This is a genomic window from Kitasatospora sp. NPDC097691 (assembly GCF_040302665.1).
GTDB lineage: Bacteria > Actinomycetota > Actinomycetes > Streptomycetales > Streptomycetaceae > Kitasatospora.
Genome location: NZ_JBEORY010000055.1, coordinates 1 through 18,518 on the forward strand (window position 1 = coordinate 1; position 18,518 = coordinate 18,518).

15 protein-coding genes and 1 pseudogene are annotated in these 18,518 nt (G+C 71.8%); 13 read left to right on the forward strand and 3 right to left on the reverse strand.

What is annotated here, in order from left to right; all coding sequences use genetic code 11:
• Window positions 1-443: 443 nt before the first annotated feature.
• From ABTY56_RS29605 to ABTY56_RS29625, 5 genes are all read left to right on the forward strand, one after another.
• Entirely contained in the window at window positions 444-698 is a 255-nt protein-coding gene (locus ABTY56_RS29605; RefSeq protein WP_350632409.1) for an NfeD C-terminal domain-containing protein, read from the forward strand.
• A 13-nt stretch (window positions 699-711) separates the two neighbouring features.
• On the forward strand, window positions 712-1,836 hold the full coding sequence (locus ABTY56_RS29610) for an SPFH domain-containing protein (protein ID WP_350632411.1): 1,125 nt from the start codon (window positions 712-714) through the stop codon (window positions 1,834-1,836).
• Window positions 1,837-2,140: 304 nt separating this feature from the next.
• Window positions 2,141-2,656, forward strand: a complete 516-nt coding sequence (locus tag ABTY56_RS29615; protein ID WP_350632413.1) for a hypothetical protein — start codon at window positions 2,141-2,143, stop codon at window positions 2,654-2,656.
• A 40-nt stretch (window positions 2,657-2,696) separates the two neighbouring features.
• On the forward strand, window positions 2,697-3,689 hold the full coding sequence (locus tag ABTY56_RS29620; RefSeq protein ID WP_350632415.1) for a COG1361 family protein: 993 nt from the start codon (window positions 2,697-2,699) through the stop codon (window positions 3,687-3,689).
• A gap of 331 nt (window positions 3,690-4,020) precedes the next feature.
• Entirely contained in the window at window positions 4,021-4,719 is a 699-nt protein-coding gene (locus ABTY56_RS29625; RefSeq protein ID WP_350632417.1) for a hypothetical protein, read from the forward strand.
• A gap of 257 nt (window positions 4,720-4,976) precedes the next feature.
• On the opposite strand, the gene ABTY56_RS29630 is transcribed toward ABTY56_RS29625, so the two are convergent.
• Window positions 4,977-5,114, reverse strand: a complete 138-nt coding sequence (locus ABTY56_RS29630) for a hypothetical protein (protein ID WP_350632419.1) — start codon at window positions 5,112-5,114, stop codon at window positions 4,977-4,979.
• 36 nt (window positions 5,115-5,150) lie between these two features.
• Between ABTY56_RS29630 and ABTY56_RS29635 the strand changes: the two genes are divergently transcribed.
• The 4 genes from ABTY56_RS29635 (at window position 5,151) to lanM (ending at window position 11,835) form a co-directional block, all read left to right on the forward strand.
• The gene (locus ABTY56_RS29635) at window positions 5,151-6,725 is read left to right on the forward strand and encodes an HD domain-containing phosphohydrolase (RefSeq protein WP_350632421.1); all 1,575 of its coding nucleotides are present in this window, start codon (window positions 5,151-5,153) and stop codon (window positions 6,723-6,725) included.
• Window positions 6,726-6,833: 108 nt separating this feature from the next.
• Complete coding sequence (locus ABTY56_RS29640; protein ID WP_350632423.1) at window positions 6,834-7,520, forward strand: class I SAM-dependent methyltransferase; 687 nt, start codon at window positions 6,834-6,836, stop codon at window positions 7,518-7,520.
• 23 nt (window positions 7,521-7,543) lie between these two features.
• Window positions 7,544-8,821: a helix-turn-helix transcriptional regulator gene (locus ABTY56_RS29645; protein WP_350632425.1), complete on the forward strand. Its 1,278-nt coding sequence runs from the start codon at window positions 7,544-7,546 to the stop codon at window positions 8,819-8,821.
• A 68-nt stretch (window positions 8,822-8,889) separates the two neighbouring features.
• On the forward strand, window positions 8,890-11,835 hold the full coding sequence (gene lanM, locus ABTY56_RS29650) for a type 2 lanthipeptide synthetase LanM (protein WP_350632427.1): 2,946 nt from the start codon (window positions 8,890-8,892) through the stop codon (window positions 11,833-11,835).
• Between the two features lie 355 nt (window positions 11,836-12,190).
• On the opposite strand, the pseudogene ABTY56_RS38880 reads toward lanM, so the two are convergent.
• Window positions 12,191-12,394, reverse strand: a pseudogene (locus tag ABTY56_RS38880) (hypothetical protein); the annotation flags it as partial.
• A 567-nt stretch (window positions 12,395-12,961) separates the two neighbouring features.
• Here ABTY56_RS38880 and ABTY56_RS29655 point away from each other — a divergent pair.
• Window positions 12,962-13,564 carry a hypothetical protein gene (locus ABTY56_RS29655; RefSeq protein ID WP_350632429.1) on the forward strand — a complete coding sequence of 201 codons (603 nt, stop codon included), beginning with the start codon at window positions 12,962-12,964 and terminating at the stop codon, window positions 13,562-13,564.
• A gap of 64 nt (window positions 13,565-13,628) precedes the next feature.
• Here ABTY56_RS29655 and ABTY56_RS29660 read toward each other — a convergent pair whose 3' ends face one another.
• Window positions 13,629-14,249, reverse strand: coding sequence for a plasmid pRiA4b ORF-3 family protein (locus ABTY56_RS29660; RefSeq protein WP_350632431.1), 621 nt, complete (start codon window positions 14,247-14,249; stop codon window positions 13,629-13,631).
• 70 nt (window positions 14,250-14,319) lie between these two features.
• On the opposite strand from ABTY56_RS29660, the gene ABTY56_RS29665 reads away from it, so the two are divergent.
• The 3 genes from ABTY56_RS29665 (at window position 14,320) to ABTY56_RS29675 (ending at window position 18,507) form a co-directional block, all read left to right on the forward strand.
• Window positions 14,320-14,733, forward strand: a complete 414-nt coding sequence (locus tag ABTY56_RS29665; protein ID WP_350632433.1) for a helix-turn-helix domain-containing protein — start codon at window positions 14,320-14,322, stop codon at window positions 14,731-14,733.
• A gap of 209 nt (window positions 14,734-14,942) precedes the next feature.
• Window positions 14,943-17,663 carry an AfsR/SARP family transcriptional regulator gene (locus ABTY56_RS29670; protein ID WP_350632435.1) on the forward strand — a complete coding sequence of 907 codons (2,721 nt, stop codon included), beginning with the start codon at window positions 14,943-14,945 and terminating at the stop codon, window positions 17,661-17,663.
• Between the two features lie 127 nt (window positions 17,664-17,790).
• Window positions 17,791-18,507 carry a DUF4232 domain-containing protein gene (locus ABTY56_RS29675; RefSeq protein WP_350632437.1) on the forward strand — a complete coding sequence of 239 codons (717 nt, stop codon included), beginning with the start codon at window positions 17,791-17,793 and terminating at the stop codon, window positions 18,505-18,507.
• Window positions 18,508-18,518: the final 11 nt, after the last annotated feature.

The window sequence follows — 18,518 nt, forward strand, 5'->3', positions numbered from 1 at the left end:
CGGCGCCCCACGGGCCCCATCCCCGCCCGCGCGCGGGGGGGTGGTGCCCCGGGCCCACCGGGCGCGCCGCCCCTGGCAAGGGGGCGCCGCGACGAATCGACCTGCCAAACCGGCTGGGCGAGATCGCGGCCTCGTGCACCTGCCCGAGTGGGCCTGGGCTGGGGATCGCCACAGGTCGGGGCTGCCTCTGAGGTCTACAGATCAACTGCAGCTGCGTGCAGGTCAGTTATCGCCGAAGTCGAAGTGGGCGGTGACGGGTGCGTGGTCGCTCCATCGCTCGGCGCGGTGCGGTGGTTGATGAGCCTCGACGGTGACGCGCTCGCCCTGCAGCAGCGCGACCCGGGCGTCGGTGCGGTGACCCGGCCGCGCGCCTGTCTGCTGCGGACGGTTGCTGCTGCCAGGATGGCCGCGTGACGTTCGACAGGTGAAAGGGGCGGCCGCCGATGGTGTCGGACGAGGCCGTGATCGGCTGCCCCGGCGTGCTGGTGATCGGCACCCGGGGTGCCGCCGGCCCGGGCGAGGTCCTGGTGAAGATCAGGGGCGGTTCGGAGAGCTTCCTCGCCTGGTCGGAGGAGCCCCTGCCAAAGGGAACACCCGTCCTGGTGATCGAATCGCGCGGTACTCGCCAGGTCGACGTCATCGCGTGGATCGACCCCATCGGCAACCCGGGTTCCGACCGTGCCGACGGACTTCGCTGAGGAGACAATCAGGATGTTCGGCTATCGCGTTCCCGCCCCCGACCAGGCGATGCTGATCTCTGGCGGAAGACGAGGCCTTGCGGGCGCACCGTTCCGAGTGGTGACCGGGCACGGCACGTTCGTCCTGCAGATCTTCCGCAAGGTCCGATTCCTGACCTTGGCGATGTGCGAAGCAGAGGTCGCCGAAACCTGCGTCACCAAGCAGGGCATCGCGCTGACGGCGCGGGCGGTGATCGCCTTCAAGGTGGGCAACGACACCGAGAGCATCGTCAACGCAGGCCAGCGCTTCCTCTCCGACCAGGACCAGATGTCCGTGCTGACCGGCCGGATCTTCGCCGGACACCTGCGCGCCATCATCGGCTCGATGACGGTCGAGGAGATCGTCACCGAGCGGCAGAAACTCGCAACCGAGGTGCTCGACACCTCGAAGGCCGAGATGGCCAAGATCGGCCTCATCGTCGACTCGCTCCAGATTCAGTCGATCGACGACGGTGACACCGGCTACATCGCCGCGATGTCGGCCCCGCACCGGGCGGCCATCCAGCGCCAGGCCCAGATCGCCCAGGCGCAGGCCACCCAGGCCGCAGTGGAGGCGGAACAGCAGTCCGCCCGGAAGCAGGCCGAGTACGCCCGGGAGACGGCGGTCGTGAAGGCGCAGTACGCCGCCGAGGTGGACCGGGCCCAGGCCCAGGCCGCCCAGGCCGGTCCGTTGGCGCAGGCGAACGCGCAGCAGGAGGTGCTGGCGGCGCAGACCGAGCTGGCCCAGCGCGCGGCCGAGCTGCGCCAGCAGCAGCTGGTCGCCGAGGTCGTGAAGCCGGCCGAGGCGGAGGCCGAGCGGATCAGGGTCCTGGCGCTGGCCGAGGCGGAGCGGATGAAGATCCAGGCCGAGGCGGCGGCCTCGCACGACCGGGTGGCGCTGGACCGGATGCTGATCGACCAGCTGCCGCAGATCGTCAAGGAGGCGGCCGGTGGGCTCGCGGGCGCCAATGTCAACGTGCTCAACGGCGCCGACGGCTTGGGTGAGATCGCCGCCGGCTTGGTCGGCCAGGGCCTGACGATCCTGGACTCGGTCCGCCGGGGCCTGGGCGCACCGCAGGGCCGCGTCGAGCAGGACGGTGAGCCGGTCGGCCTCGAGTGAGGGAAACGCCGTAGATCGTGCGGGTAAGGGGCCGGCCCCGGAATGCCAAACGACTCGAACGCACACGATCGGTGGATCGTATCGTGACCCGCGTGCGGGTTCAGCGTCGGACGCGCCGTCAGGCGGTCTGAGGGTGTCGACGAGGGAGGCTGGGCTTCGCTCCGGCTGAGATATCGCCATTCGTGTGGCGCAACGCGGCGCGCGTCGGCTTGTGCGAACGGGTCGCGCCGGATTGTCTGGGTCGCGTCAATCAGCATGTCCGCCGTCAGCCAGAATGTCCTCTGGCGGGATTCCAGGAGCCATCATGCGTACACGAAGCCTCTCTGTCGCGGCCGCAGCCGCCATTCTCGCCCTGGTCCAGCCGGGCATCGCCACCGCGGACAGCGACCCCAGCACCACGGTCACGTTCACCGTCACGTCCGGCGCGTTGTCGCTGTCGGTGCCGGCCAGCGCCACCCTCGGCTCGGGAGCGCCCGGCACCACGATCAGCGCACCGATCGGCCCCTGTACCGTCACGGACGACCGCGCCCTCCTCTCGGCCTCCTGGACGGTGACCGCGGCGGAGACGGACTTCGCGAGCGGATCGTCGACCATTCCCGCCACCGATGCCACCTACACGGTCGGGACGGTGACGACGACCGGCACCATCACCGCCACCGCGACGAACGTGACGCTGAGCAACTCCGCGCAGACGGTGCTCACCGGGACCGCCGGTGTCGGGGACAACACCGCGAGCTGGAACCCGACAGTCGCCGTGAACGTGCCCGCCAGCGCCGTCGGCGGAACCTACACCGGAACGCTGACCCAGTCCGTTGCCTGACGGAACGAAGGGTGTGCGCCGGTTCTGGACTCTCCTGCTGATGCTGGCCTTCGTGCAGGCCGCCGGGGTGATGCCGGCGGCGGGGCAGGCAGCCGGGGCGCCCTCCCCCCGGGATCCGGCTGCGGGCAGGAGCATCGCCATCAAGCTCCTCGATGCTCCGGAGAACCGCCGTGCCGATCCCAGAGCGCATGCCTACATCGTCGACCATCTCGCGCCCGGCTCGACCATCGAACGGCGGGTGGAGATCACCAACGAGTCGTCCACACCAATGCACGTCAACGTCTACGCCGCGGCAGCCACCATCGCGAAGGGTGAGTTCACCTTCGCGCCGGAGCGCACCCCCAACGAGCTGACCGGCTGGACGTCATTCGATGCGGCGGACCTTGAGCTGGGAGCCTCCGAAACGGCGCGGGTGCGCACCACCATCCGCGTGCCCGGGGACGCCGCCGCCGGGGAGCGGTACGGCGTCATCTGGGCGCAGACGAGCGCCCCCACGGATCGCTCGCACACTCTGACGGTGCTGGGCCGGGTAGGCGTCCGCATGTACGTCGACGTCGGTCGCGGTGACGAGCCACCCTCGGACTTCACGATCGAACGGCTCTATCCGGCCCGAGCCCGCGACGGGCGTGGAGAGGTTCACGCCCGGATCCGCAACACGGGGGGTCGCGCGCTGGACATCAGCGGGACACTGTCCCTCCTCTCCGGACCGGCCGGACAGCACGCCGGACCGTTCTCGACCGCCAAGACGGGCGCCACACTGGCTCCGGGCGACAGCGGGGAGGCGGTCGTCCCACTGGACGCAACGCTGCCGAACGGCCCGTGGGTCGGGGAGCTCACGCTCGGAAGCGGCCTGGTCCAGCGCAGCGCCCGCGCCACCATCACCTTCCCGTCGACTCCCGGCAGCGTCGGAGCGGACGCCGCGTCGGTCGCTCTGCAAGGGGACTTCCCCACCTCGGTGGTCGCCTGGCTTTCGGCCCTCGCCCTCGCCGCTCTCTGCCTTCTGCTCTCCAGGTTCCTCCGGCGCCGTCGATGACGACTCCGACCACGACCCGCCCTCGCAGTCGGCTGATCTGCTCCGTGAGCGATGTATGACGGTCCTCGTCGAGCGCGTCACCGCTCCTTCTGCGCCGGCGCCATCCTCGGCGGCGCGCCGATGTCGGCACACCTCTCGTCCGCCCCCAGCCGTGCGGATGCTTTAAGTAATGCGCAGGTCACTATGGGTATCCACAGCTTGTTCTCGACGGTTGGAAGCGGAGATGTCGGTGTTCGGACACGGGAGAGGGCGGGCCGGAGCAAGCCGCGGCACGGGAGGTACGGGCGGCGTGTTCCGATCCTGGCTGAGGGCGCGGGCCCGGAGGGCGGGGGTGGTCACGCTGACCGGGCTGGCCGTCCTGGCGATCGTCCTGGCCACGGCCTGGACCGCGACGGTTCAACCCGCCTACGTCGCCCAGGCCGGCGACTCGACGACGCCGGCGGTCGAGCCTTTCACCGCCATTGGCCTCACCAAACCCGGTGGCACCACCACTGGCCCCGGCGGCACTGCCAGAGCCGGCAGTATCGGCAATACCAGCCTCACGTTCACGGTCATCCCAGTCAGTCTGACCATCGCCAAGAGTCACACGGACCCCTTCATCAAGGGCGAGGACGGCGTCTACATCATCACTGTGGGTAACCTCGCGACGGCCAGCCCGACCAATGGCACCACGGTCACCGTCCACGACCGCCTCCCCGAAGGTCTTCGGGCCGAGAGGATCAGCGGCGCGGGATGGACCTGCATTCCGGCCACCCTCACCTGTACGCGCAGCGACATCCTGCCTGCCGGTCACAGCTACCCACCCATCACCCTGAAGGTCGATGTCTCCTGCCACGCCCGTGAGCGGGTCACCAACACCGCTACCGTCACCGGAGGAGGTGACAGCGCCACCCACACCGCCACCGACCCCACCACGATCAAGCGCCACGGGCATGGCGACGACGGGCATGGCGACGACGGGCATGGCGACGACGGGCATGGCGGCCACGACGGGCATCATGACCACTGCGATGACCCCGACCACTGGTAGCACTCAGCCCGCATGGACGTAGCGGGAGGTGGTGGAGGTCCTCCGTCTCTGCAGCGGACCTCCACCACCTCCCGCTCCGGAGGACGACCCCTACGGAAACAGCCTCTTCCCATCGGCCGAAGGCCGAAGCCTGCTGCAGAAGGCCAAAGCGGTCAGGCCGGCGTCCTGGCCTGGTAGTCCGTCAAGTCGGCTGCGATCGTGTGCTCGTGTCGTCTCGACGGCCGGTGAACGGTGCTGGGCTGCAGCCGAGTCCACCGTCACCGGTTCGGCTCGCCATGCAGGTCGCCGATCCGGGTGACCCAGCAGTTCGAGCTCTGGCCGGTGGCGGCGAGGGCCCGCTGGGCGGCGGTGCCGTCGTGGTGGACGTGGAAGCCGGGGCTGGGCCCGGACGCCACGCCGCGGCCCGCTCGACGGCGGCGTAGGGTCGTGGTGTGAGTGGTAGCGACGCCGGTCCGCGGTTGCGGCTGGCCGAGCTGGTCGCCGCGCTGTCGTTGGGCGTCGACCTCGGCTTCGGCCAGCCGATGGAGCACGTGCTGCGCCAGTGCCTGATCGCCCTGCGCCTGGCCGAGCGGATCGGCCTGGACGACGAGGAGCGGGTCGCCGTCTACTACACGGCACTTTTGGTGAACGTGGGTTGCCACTCGGATGCCCACGAGCAGGCGAAGTGGTTCGGTGACGACATCGCGTTGAAGGCCGGCAAGTACCGCTACGAGCAGCGCAGCCTGGCCGGTGCCGCCGCGGCGGTGCGGCTGATCGGGTCGGGCAACCCGCCGTTGCACCGGTTGCGGGTCGGGCTGGCGTTCGCCCTGGGCGGTTTCCACGAGGTGGACCGGATGATCAGCGGCCATGCCGCCCTGGCCACCTCGCTGGCCGGGCGACTCGGACTGCCGGACTCCGTCCGGCGCGCGGTGGCCGCCTCCTACGAGCAGTGGGACGGACGCGGATGGCCCGGGGAGGTCAAGGGCGAAGCCGTACCGATCGCGTCGCGCCTGGCGCAGTTGGCCGAGTTCACCGAGGTCGCGCACCGCGTGGGCGGCACCGCGGCCGCCACGGCGCTGGCCGAACGGCGCGCCGGATCCCAGTTCGACCCCCGTCTCGCTGCCGTGCTGTGCCGGGACGCCGAGACGGTGCTCGGCGAGCTGGACGCGGTGCACACCTGGGAGGCGGTGATCGCCGCCGAACCGGCGCTGGGGGTGTGGCTGGGCGGAGAGCAGTTCGAGCAGGCGCTGCTGGCCGTCGCGGACTTCGTCGACCTGAAGTCGCCCTACACCCTGGGACATGCGCGGGCCGTGGCCGAGCTGGTCGACGCGGCCGCCGCCGGTCTGGGCCTGGCCGAGGAGCAGCGGGCCCAACTCCACCGGGCCGCCCTGCTCCACGGCCTGGGACGCCTGGGCGTGTCGAACGCGATCTGGGACAAGCCCGGGCCGCTCGGAACGGGCGAATGGGAACGGGTGCGCCTTCAGCCCTACCTGACGGAGCGCATGCTCTGCCAGTCGCCGACGCTGGCACCGCTCGGGGCGATCGCCGTGCAACACCGGGAGCGGCTGGACGGCTCCGGCTACCCGCGCCGACTCACGGCGCCCGCCATCTCCCGGCAGGCTCGGATCCTCGGCACGGCGGACGCCTACCGCTCCATGATCGAGCCACGGCCGCACCGCGACGCGCTGACCGCACCGCAGGCCGCCGCCGAGCTGCGCGCCGAGGCCGCAGCCGCTCGACTGGACGCGGAGGTCGTCGCGGCGGTGCTCGCCGCGGCGGGGCATCGCGTTCCCCGTCGAACCGCTGGACCCGCCGGTCTGACCGGCCGAGAGGTCGACGTGCTGAGGCTGCTGGCCCGCGGCCTGTCCAACAAGGAGATCGCGAGCCGCCTGGTCATCTCCCCGAAGACCGCCCGCAACCACGTCGAGCACATCTACGCCAAGATCGACACCTCCAGCCGCGCCGGCGCCTGCCTCTTCGCCCTGGAGCACGGCCTGCTGCCGCAGGCCGAGGCGGCCACCGCGTGAGGACGCCGCGAAAGATGGGGCAACCGCCCCACGCGATACCCGCCCCCGGTCCGTAGCGTCGAAGGTGTACCGGGCGCATGAGCCCGGTGGTGAGGAATCGAGGCAGCCATGAGCATCCACACGGCGTTCTTCGCACTGGTCTACGACCGTGCCATGGCCGGGGCCGAGGAGGCGGGGCTGCGCGAGCGGCGGCGCCGGCTGATCGCCCGAGCAACCGGCGAAGTCCTGGAGATCGGTGCCGGGACCGGCGCCAACCTAGAGCTGTACGGCCCGGGCGTGCGCTCCCTGACCGTCACCGAACCCGGGGCCGCGATGCTCCGCCGACTCGACCGACACGTCCGGGAAGCGGCACCGCACACCACCGTGCTCCGCGCCCCGGCCGAGGACCTCCCCTTCGAGGACGACAGCTTCGACACGGTCGTCTCCACCCTGGTCCTGTGCGGCGTCTCCGACCAGCCGCGCGCCCTGCGCCAGATCGGCCGAGTACTGCGTCCTGGCGGACAACTGCTCTTCCTCGAACACGTACGCTCCCGAGACCCGCGGCTCGCCCGTACCCAGGACCGCTTCAACTGGCTCAACCGCCTGGTCGTCTGCTGTGAATGCAACCGCCCGACCCTCGATTCGATCGAGGCTGCCGGCTTCGAAGTCGGGTCCGTCGAGCACGGCGAACTGCCCAAGGCGCCGCCGTTCGCCCGCCCACTTGTCCTCGGCACCGCGCGGCGGCCGCAGAAGGTCGACGCCCCGAGCCCGCACCCGCACGGAACCACCAGGACCCGAACCCGGGAGGCGCCCTGAGGCTTCCGGAGACAGACCGCGCAGTGGATACCCCGGTTATCGAGCAGCGGATGCGCGCCTACGCCTTCGCCGCCGTCCGAGACTCCCGCCGCACCGCCGACCGGTTCGCGAGCGGCGGCCGACTCGGGCGCACCGTCTTCAAGGGCGCCCCGCGCACCATCGATGCGGTGCCGGCCGAGCGGGACCGGGTGTTCACCCGGGTCGGCGAGGACCGATCCCCGCCGGGAGGGCCCGCCCGCCTCAGTCCGCCGCCCGCCTCAGTCCGCCGTCCGCTCCAGGGTGGCGAGGATCTCCAGCAGCCGGTGCACGGCAGCGTCCGGGCCGTCCGGGCGGTGGACGGCCGCGATCGTGCTCTCCAGGTAGGGCGAGCCGCCGAGCAGCGGGCGGTGGACCACCCCGGGGACGCCCAGCGAGCGCACCTGCTCGGGGACGAGCGCCAGGCAGAGATGGTGGGCGCGGTGGCCGCCGCCCACCGGGCCCGCAGGCCCCAACTGCGGGCGGCACTCGCCCGGTTCCGGACCAGCGGTGGGAACGAGTCGCGGGAGGCACCGCTCGTGCTCGGCCTGGCCGAGCTGTTCTGCGCGCTGCTGGAGGAGGACCACGAGCAGGCGGCGGAGCTGGCCGCGCGGCTGGCCGCCGCCGTCCCGCCGGACGAGGAGAACTACTTCCACCTCGCCGGCAGCCACGGGCTGGTCCTGCTGCTGTCCGTGCTGGCCGGGAGAGCCGACCGCGCGGAGGTCGAACGGATCACCGCGAGTCAGGCGGGCCGGATGCGGTGGAACCGGCAGTTCGTCGGCTTGGCCCGGGCGGTCCTGTACGGTCGGGAAGGTCGCCCGGCCGAGGCGGTGGCGGCGTGCCGCGCTGCGCAGGCCGACGCGGCGGTCTTCCCGACGGCTCGTCACCTCGGCCTGCGTCTGGTCGCTGACGCCGCGGTCACCGACGGATGGGGGGAAGTCCGCGACTGGTTGGCCGAAGCCGAGACGTACTTCCACCACTCGGGTGCCGACGCCATCGCCGCCGCGTGCCGCTCCCGGCTGCGTTCGCTGGGCGCTCCGGTCGGGCAACGCCGCACCGGCACGGATCGGATTCCGGCCGAACTCGTCGCGCTCGGCGTCACCATGCGCGAGTACGACGTCTTCTGCCTGCTGGTCGAACGCGTCGGCAACAAGGCCGTGGCCGCCCGCCTGCAGATCTCTCCCAGGACGGTCGAGAAACACATCGCCAGTCTGATCGGCAAGACCAACTCCGCCACCCGCGCCCAGCTGTGCGACTTCGTGGCGGACTTCCTCGCCACGCGGTAGGCCTGCGGGGAATCTGACCCGCCACCCTGTCAGAGATGGTGATGGTGTGTCAGAGTAGTGGAGTGACAGTGCAGGCGACTCGGTCGGTTCCGCTGCCTGCGGCGTCCGCCGCCTGGTGGCTGCCCGCACTGTCGTCGGCCGAGCGCGATGCCCTGCCGCCCGGACGGACGCCGCGCTGGGCCACGTTGGTGGAACAGGCGCTGCGTTGCGCCGACTCGGCGCCCGGCGGGCGGATCCGCCCGCTCCCTGGGGCGGGCCCCGAGGGCCGACTGCTGCATCCGCTGCGGCCGTTCCTGCGGACCACCTCCCACCACTTCGCGGCGGCGAACCCTGCCGCGGTAGAGCGGCGAGCGGTGTGGGCCGGTGCACGGCGCCACCTGGCCGGCGGCTTGGTGCGGCTGGCTGGACGCACGCTGGTACAGGAGTTGGGACACGCGCGTGCGGCAGGAACCCTGCCCGGGCAGGACGGGCGGGAGCGGTTCGACGCGTTCCTGAGCGAGGTCGCCGCCGGGCCGGCCCTGGGCGCGGTGCTGCACCGTCATCCCGTGCTGGCCCGGCTGCTGGCCGAACGGTGCATACGCACCGTGGCCACAGCCACCGAACTGCTGGAGCGGCTCCACGCGGACCGAGAGCAGCTCACCGCCGCCCTGCTCGACGGCGAGCCCGGTCGGTTGACCCGGGTCCGCTTCGGACTGGGGGACCCGCATGCGGCGGGCCGGTCCGTCGCCGTGCTGGAGTTCGACGGCGGTCGGCGCCTGGTGTACAAGCCGCGCCCGCTCGGTCTGCACGCCCGGTGGAACGAACTGCTCGCCTGGTTCGGCCGACGCCGGCCCCAACTGGCGGCGCGAGCCGTTCGGTTGCTCCCGCAGGCGGAGTACGGCTGGGCCGAGTACGTCGCGCCGAGCCCATGCCGGTCCCAAGCCGAAGTCGGGCGGTTCTACGAGCGGCTCGGCGCCCAGCTCGCGCTGCTGCACGTGGTGAACGCGGTCGACATCCATGCCGAAAACCTCATCGCCGCGCGCGACCAGCCGGTCGTGGTGGACGTGGAGACGCTGTTCCACCCGTGCTGGGTGCCCGTCACCGATGGCGGCGCCGATCCGGCTGCCCGGGCGCTCGCCGCGTCCGTGCAGCGGACCATGGTGCTGCCGAACCCGCGCTTCGGCGACGGCGGTTCACTCGACCTCTCGGCACTCGGTGGCCAGGCCGACCAGTGGACGCCGGACCCGATGCCCGGGTGGGCGGACGCGGGCACCGACCTGATGCGGCTGGTCCGCCGCCCGGCCCGCTGGCCGGGCGCCGACAACCGCCCGATGCTGGCCGGGAGACCCGCCGATCCGGCCGACCATCTCGACCGGCTGCTGTGCGGATTCCGTGCCGGCTACCGGGTGATCGCCGCACATTCCCATGAACTACTCGGTGAGCGGGGGCTGTTGTCCCGCTTTGCGGGTGAGGCGATGCGCCTGGTCGCGCGGCCCAGTCAGAGCTATGCGACGCTGCTCGCCGAGGCGACCGAGCCGGAGCTGCTGCGCGACCGCTCCGGTCGGGAGCGAGCCTTCGCCGCACTGCACGACGAGACCGGCCACCCGCACCTGCACGTGCTGGCGCCCCACGAACTCAACGACCTGCTCGCCGGCGATATCCCGTTCTTCACCATGACCCCTGCCGACCGCACCCCGCGGACCTGGGACGGTCGTGAACTCCCGTTACTGCTCGACGAATCCGGGCTGACGGCCGCCGGCAGGACGATCCGGGAGATGTCGGAGGGCGACCTCGACCGGCAGGCATGGCTGATCCGCGCCTCCCTGGCCGCCGGACGACGGTCTCCGGGCCGCCATGCTCCGGGCCGCCATGCTCCGGTGCGCCCCGCTGCCGAATCCAAGGACGACTACGACGGTGACCTCGGTGCCCAGGCGCTGGAGCTCGCACGAGGGATCGGGGAGGACTTGCTCGCCCGGGTTTGTCGGGGCGAGGGCCGGGTGAACTGGCTCGGGCTGCAGGAGGCCGGGCCAGGACAGTGGGCGGTGTTGCCGCTGGGCATGGCGCTCGGCGACGGCTACACCGGCCCGGCGCTGTTCCTCGCCGAGCTGGGCCGGCTCACCGGGGCGGTCCGCTATCAGGAGGCCGCCGACCAGGCCGTCCGCGTCCTCCCCCGGCTCCTGAGGCTCTTGGCGGAGCACCCCGAACTCGCGCGTGCCGTGGGGCCGGGCGGCTTCTCCGGGCTCGGCGGCATCAGCTACGCCACCGCCCGGCTCGCCACCCTGCTGGACTCCCCGGAGCTGAGCGCGGCCCTGCCCACCGGCCTCGCCGCACTTCACACGGCCGCTGTCGATCCGGCAGCTCCCATGGACATCGCCGACGGCCTGGCCGGTGCCCTGCTCGCGGCCGAGGCCGTGCACGCTCAGACGCGGCTGCCGGCAGCTGGTGAACTCGCCCACACGGTCAGGACCTTGGCGGACCATCGGTCTCGTCCCGAGCGGCCCGGATTCCTCCACGGCCACGAAGGCGTCGCGTGGGCCCTGCGGGAGCGAGCGGCGGTGGACCTGGCGGACGCCGACGGCCCCGGCCGGTGCCCGGACTGGGACGGCCGGGCGCTGCGCGCCCGCAAGGCGGACCAGCACCGCGCTCTGCTCGCCGACCGCGTGCCGATGCCGGGCCACTCGCTCCGCCACGGCGAACTCGGTCTGCTGGAACCACTGGTGGAACTGGCGCCGACCGATGCCGGCCAGCGCGATACGGCCGCTCGACTGATGCGGTCCGTCGAACAGCAAGGCGCCCGTTGCGGCACCCCCGGTGAGGTGTCCACACCCGGCCTGCTGACCGGACTGGCCGGCATCGGCTACGGCCTGCTGCGGCTCGGCTTCGGCCCCAGGATCCCCTCGGTCCTGCTGTTGCAACCAGCAGCAGGACCGGGGCCCGTCGAACAAGAGGGAGGGCACCACCATGATGGACGGCGAACTGCTCGACAGAGTGGACAGCGAGCTGCCGGAGACCGACGAGCGTCGCACGGCGGCTGACCACGCGGCCCGCCAGGCCAGGCTGCGGGTGGCGATCCTCGCCGGCCTGACCGTCGGCGCGACTGCCGTGGTCGTACTGGGCCAGGGGGATCCAAACACAAGCACCGTCGCGAGCGTTGTCATCTGAGACGGCGTCACTGCCCGAGACAGGTGGTGGGTCCGCCCTCGGGCGGCCCCACCACCAAGCAGGCCATCTGACGCCGGGTCGACCTGATCGACCGTCCGGCCGGTGTGGGCGGGCGCAGTCCGGGACCAGTGGGTCCTGACGACGCCCGCCGGGTGGAGCAGGCCGGGTGCCTGGGTGGATCGGGACGATGACCTCGGTTTCCGCTGACTTCCTCTCGGCGACGGAGAGTTATCGCGGGCTGTCGGCCAGTTGGCCAAGATCGAAGGCAGCCGTCACTGGCGCGTGGTCGCTCCAGCGTTCGGCGTGGGTGTCGGCGCGTTCGACGCGGGCGGCGATACAGGTTTCGGCGAGGCCCGGGGTCGTCACGATGAGGTCGATGCGCCAGGAGTTGGTCGAGCGTCGGGCACTGTAGTCATCGAGGAGTCGGCCACGATCAAGCCCGGATCTGCCGAATCATCCGACCGAGGAGTCCTGGGCCGGCAGGATGGCCGGACCGGTAGTTGACGCCGGTGCTGGACGAGGAGCGTATGTGGGACGACATGTGATCAACGATCGCTTCCTGCTGGTGGGAGACAGCGCGCAGCGGCGGTCTGTCGAAGATGCGCAAGGCCGTCGACACGGCAAATAGCGACAGTGACAGGCAGTTCGCGGCGATCAAGTTACTCAAGCGGCGCGACGACGAGAAGATCGTGTCACCACCTTGTAACAGTCAGCGATGATCAAGGAGCGGTACAGGATCGTGCCCACCGGCCGGGACCGCGCGGCGAAACCCCGGACGGGCATCGCTCCGGGTGAGAGGTTCGCCTGTTCGGCTCAGCGAGGATGACGGCCAGGAGACGGCGCCCGGAGACCTTCCTACCGTTGAACCCCGGGAGGCTGCATCCCCGCGGAGCCCGGCCGAGGACCTCTCGCCCGTCGGCCTCCGCTCACGCCGAACCCGGCAGTCGACTTCCACTGTGACCACGCAGGGCAGGGTCCGGGTCGAAGGAGATGAAGGACATGAACACCACGCGCACCGCCCGCACGCCCGCGACACCCGCACTGAACGGGTGCCGGACATCACGCCGCCGCCTTCGGGCACGGATCGGGCTCGCCGCGACCGCCACGGCCATGTCGCTGCTGCCGATCGCCCCGTCCACCGCCAGCGCGGCACCCCACCTCCCGCTCACACAGATCGTGCGGGAGGCCAAGGTGAAGGCGCAGCAGGAGCGCCCCGGCTCGCAGTTCTACGACGCGGACGCCGTCCTGCTGACACCCACGACCAACCCCAATGACGTCCAGGCCTGGTGGATCCGCTTCCGGGCCAAGGACTCGGAGCCGTCCTTCGAGTACAAGTACTCGACCACCGGTCAGTACCAGAGCACGCAGCCGTGGAGCGTCCCGATCGGGATCCAGGCCATCTCCCCGTTCACCATGACGGAGGTCCAGGCCCACGATCTGGCCGTCAAGGCCGGGCACACCGGCGCGTTCAAGCCCCTGTACCTCAATGAGCCCGTCGTGCAGAACCCGCATCCCACCTACTTCTTCTGCATTCCCAGCGAGGGCAGGACGGTGGCGGTGGACACCGTGACAGGCCACGTCACCACGCCGTGGTCGTGCTAGTGCAGCGACGCGTTGATCCTGCGAGGGTCTTGATCGCCCCGGTTGATCTGGCCGGGGCGATCGGTCAGCCCTGGATGAGGACGGATTGGTAGTCAGAGAGGGCCCGGTTGACCTCGCCCAGGTCGAAGGCAGCGGGGTCGAACTGGTCAGCGGAGTCGAGGCCGAGCCATTCCAGGCGTTCCTCATGCTCTTCGTGGCTCGGGTCGGAGAGGATCTCGATGAGGTCGTCGTACCCCCATGGTCCACCGCAGTCCTCGGGCGGGCAGGCGCGACGCCCGGTGATGCAGCGCGGGTAGGTGACACCAGGTTCGGCTTCGCCGACGCTCTCCACGAGGATGTCATGTTCCCAGTTATCACCGAAGTCATAGGTGTAGCCGAGCCTGCCGCCGACAGTCGGGACGAGCTCGCCAAGACGCTTTGACGCCGCGCTGCGGATCCCCAGTTCCCGGTCCGCGAGGCCGTATCGCTCCCTCCCGGTCTCGAACGCCCACATGTGGTAGTCCTCCCAGCCGAAAGCCGTCTGGATGAGGCGATGCAACTGCTGCACCGTGGTGTCTGAGGGCACCTGGAGCCGGCGCCAGATCGGGGGCCGGCAGCCGTCGAGAGTGACCTTGATCGTGTGGACGGCAGTCTCCGATACCGTCCGCAGCTGGGAGTTCGGCTTCGCGCGCCTGGTATTCGCCATAGTGGCCATCCTGTCAGCGGTCCCGGCCGCGCGAGGCCGTCTGCCGTCGACCCCACTCGTTCGCGCGACAATGACCGGCGCTCGTCGAGTCTTGGGGGATCATGCCGGTGCACAGCCCGTTCACGGTTACGTGGGGCACGGGCCAGCGATCGGCACTGGAGCATCTGACCCGTCTCGCACCGCCCCGCTTCGGCGGATCCAGCGGGCCAGGGTCGCGCTGGCTGCAGCCGATGGTGTCTCCAACGCGGCGATCGCCCGCGCGACGGGAGTACACATCGCCACCATCCGGCGCTGGCGCAAGCGGTTCCACTGCGAAGGCATGGCCGGGCTGGACGACCGCACACGGCCGGGCCGACCGCGCCGCTACGGTCCCGAGGTCCAGCTGGCGATTGTCGCCACGCGTCCTCTTCACCGCCCACCTGGCCGAGTCCTCCCCGCGCAGCCGGGGCTGTTCCGTTGTACGAGCACCTGTTCGGCAAGCTGAGAGAGCCGTAGAGGTGGGCTCGGATCAATCGCTGCGATGAGATCGGAGCGGGAGATTTGGGGACTTGCCGGGGACCACGCGTCGTTCACCGCCGTCTCTGAGGTGCCTTTCGGTGAACGAACAGCGCGGGTTGATGACGGAGCAGCGCGGTATCCGTACGGTTCGACGCCCCGATCTCCCAGTAGCCCTCGGAAGATAGGGTTCCGTCCATGGAGTTCCAGGTCCTCGGCCCCGTGTCGGTCAGCGGGAACGACGGGCCGTTGCCGCTCGGGCCCGCCAAGCGGCGTAGCCTGCTCGCGATGCTGTTGCTGCGGGCCAATGTCGCGGTCTCCGTCGACACACTCACCGAGGCGCTGTGGGACGACGAACCCCCCGTGCACGCCCGCACCGTGATCCACGGCCATGTCTCGCGCCTGCGGGCGTTGTTGGCGGACGTCGACGCATCGGCGTACGGCGTCGAGCTGAGCACGCGCGGCGCCGCGTACCACCTGGAACTTCCGGAGACGCTGCTCGACGCCCACCGCTTCGAGGGTCTTGTGGCACTCGCCCGCCGCGCCACCGACCCCGGTGACAGGACCGCGCTGCTCACCGAGGCGCTCGCCCTGTGGCAGGGCCCCGCGCTGGCCGGCGCCTACCCGTCGCCGCTGCTGCGCTCCGCCGCGCACACCTTGGACGAGGCACGGCTCGCAGCGGTCGAGCTGCTCGCCGACACGTACGTCGTGGGCGGTGAACACGAGCGCGCCGTCCAGCTGTTGCGGCCGGAGACCGGGGCCCATCCGCTGCGCGAGCCGCTGGCCGCCCGGCTGGTCGAGGCGCTGCACCACGCGGGGCGTTCCTCGGAGGCCCTGGACGCCTACCACCGCGCCCGCGAGATCCTCGCCGACGAGCTCGGTGTCGGTCCGGGCGCCGAGCTGACCGCCGCCTTCACCCTCGCCCTCGGCCCCGACAGTGCCCCCGCAGTCCAGGCCGATACGCCCCGACCCGCCCTGGAGCCGCTGCAGTTCCGGCCCAACCTGCTGCCCCGTACCCCGCGCGGATTCCACGGCCGCACCGCCGAGAGCGCCGAGCTGACTGCGGCCGCGGCCGGACCTGACGGGCCGGTCGTCGTGGTCACCGGGCCCGCCGGGGTCGGCAAGACCGCACTGGCCGTGCACTGGGCGGCCGGCCGGCGCGCCGACTTCCCCGACGGGACGCTCCACGCCGATCTGCGCGGGTTCAGCGACACCTCGGACCCCGAACCGGGCGAGCTGCTGCGGGAGTTCCTCCTCGCTCTCGGTGTTCCACCGCGCCGGATGCCCGAGTCGGCGGACGCCGCCGGTGCCCTGTTCCGCTCGCTCACCGCCGAACTGCGCCTGCTCGTCGTCCTCGACAATGCCCGTACCTCCGCCCAGGTGCGCCCGCTGCTGCCCACGGGACCCGGCTGTGTCACCGTCGTCACCAGCCGTGCCCGCCTCACCGGTCTCGTCGCCTCCGACGCCGCCCGCATCCTCGCCCTCGATGTCCTCGCCACCGACGACAGCGTGGCCCTGCTCACCCGTGTCCTCGGCGAGCACCGCACTGCCGCCGAGCCCCAAGCGGCCCGCCGTACGGCCGAGTTGTGCGGCGGGCTGCCGCTCGCGCTGCGGGTGGCCGCCGCTCGGCTCGTGGAACTCCCCGCCCTGGGCCTCGCCGCCCTCGCCGACAGGCTCGCCGACGAGCGCCAGCGGCTCGCGCTGCTCGCCGCCGAGGACATCGGCGTCGCCTCCGCGCTGCGGCTCACCACCGCCCACCTCCCCGCCGACGCAGCGCAGCTGTTCACCGCGCTCGGCCATCACCCGGGCACACACGTCGACCGGTTCAGCGCCGCCGCGCTCGCCGGCACGACCCCGCCGGATGCGGCCCGCGCCCTCGAGCGCCTGGTCGCCGCGCACCTGCTCACCGAGACCGCCCCCGGCTGCTACGTCCTGCACGATCTGGTCCGGCTCTACGCGCGTGGCCAGAGCCACGACCCGGCCGCGCGCACCGCGGCCCGGTTGCGTCTGTACGACCACTGCGTGGCGACCGCGCTGTCTGCGTCCGAGGCCGCGGAACCGGGCGGGGAGCCCGCCTTCGTGCAGCCTCATGACTTTCAACAGCCGCCCGCAGTACGGGACTTCACCAGCCGTGAGGAGGCGCTCGGCTGGTTCGCCGCCGAGCGCGACGACCTCGCCCTGATCGCCGCTGCGGCCCGCGCCGAGGACCGGCCCGAGCGGGCCTGGCGGATCGCCGTGACCCAGTGGCCGCTCGTGGTCTGGCGGGTCCTCGCCGACTGGGCACCCACCCTGGAGGCCGCCCTCGCCGACGCCCGCGCCTGCGCCGACCCTTATGCAGAGGCCCGCGTCCTGACTCTGCTCGGCTGGGTGCTCGCCGAGGAGGGCCGCACCGCCGAGGCCGTCCGGCACCTGCGCGTCGCGCCCGAACTCGCGGCCCGCGCAGGCGACCTACTCGGCGAGGCCACCGCCCTGGTCAACCTCGCCGCGGCGCTCCCCGACGACGAAGCCGGCGCCGCCGAAACGGCCTGCACCCGAGCCCTTGCCCTCGCCACCGAGGCCGACGACGCGCACACCCGGATGCTCGCGCTCCAGCACCTGGCCCGCATCCACCTCGGCGCGGGCCGCCACCGGCAGGCGTTCGAGGCGGCCGACGTGGCGCTCGGCCTCGGCCCCGAGCACGAGGCGGTCGCCCGGCGCGTGCTCCTGCGAACCTGGCAGGGTGAGGCACTGGCCGGGCTCGGTGACACCATGGCCGGGCGGCGCTGCCTCGCACAGGCTGCGCTTGAGGCCGAGCAGACCGGCTACGACGTGGGCGCCGTCACCGCGCTCGACGCCCTGCTGCACATCGCCGACCAGGACGAACTGCCCGAACTGCGGCGCCGGCACGCGGCGGCACACTCCAGGATCCGGGAGCGTTAGCCGGGCGTTAGCACCGCCGCCGCGCTCGTTAGTGATCTGCCAGCGCGCCGCAACACCCTCTTTCGTGTAAGGGGAAACGACCTCGTGCAGGATCGCGACCCACGAACGAGAACCGGGGGAACCAGCCATGCGCACCACCACCCGTCCCGCCCTGCTCGCCGTCGGCGCCGTCGCCACGCTCGCCCTGTCCCTGACCGCCTGCAACGACGGCAGCGGCACGCAGGACAGCGCCGTCGGCACCAGCGCATCATCAGCCACCCCGTCGGGTGCCACCTCGGCCCCGGCCGCGCACTCGGCCTCGGCGCCGGCCGCGGGCTCGGCCTCGGCGCCGTCCGGGGGCAAGACGAGCACGAGCGGTGGTGGCAGCAAGCCCTCCGGCACTGGCGGGGGCGGCGTCATCGCGGCGTGCACGACCAAGAACACCTCGGTGACGTTCCTCCAGTCCTCGGGTCACGCCAGTGACGCGCAGGCCGCCGCCGCCACCCTCAAGATCACCAACAGCTCGGGTGCCCCCTGCACCATCGTCGGCCCGACGACCGTGGTCGCCAACGACGACCAGGGCAAGGCGAGCCCGGTCTCGGGGGACAACTCCAACGACGGCTCGGCCGCGGTCGACGTCCCGGCGGGAGCCACGGTGGTGGCGGACGTGCTGTACAACGACGTGAACGGCGAGGGCACCACGTCGGCCCGTTACACCTGCCCGGTGCAGGCCTCCCACGTCAAGGTCGCGCTGCCCAAGGACGCGGGCACCACGGTGAACGTGATGAAGGCGAACGGCTCGCCGGGCGGCGTCTTCAGCGTCTGCGGCACCGACTTCAAGGTCGGAGCCTTCGCGGCACGGTAGAGCGTGGGGCC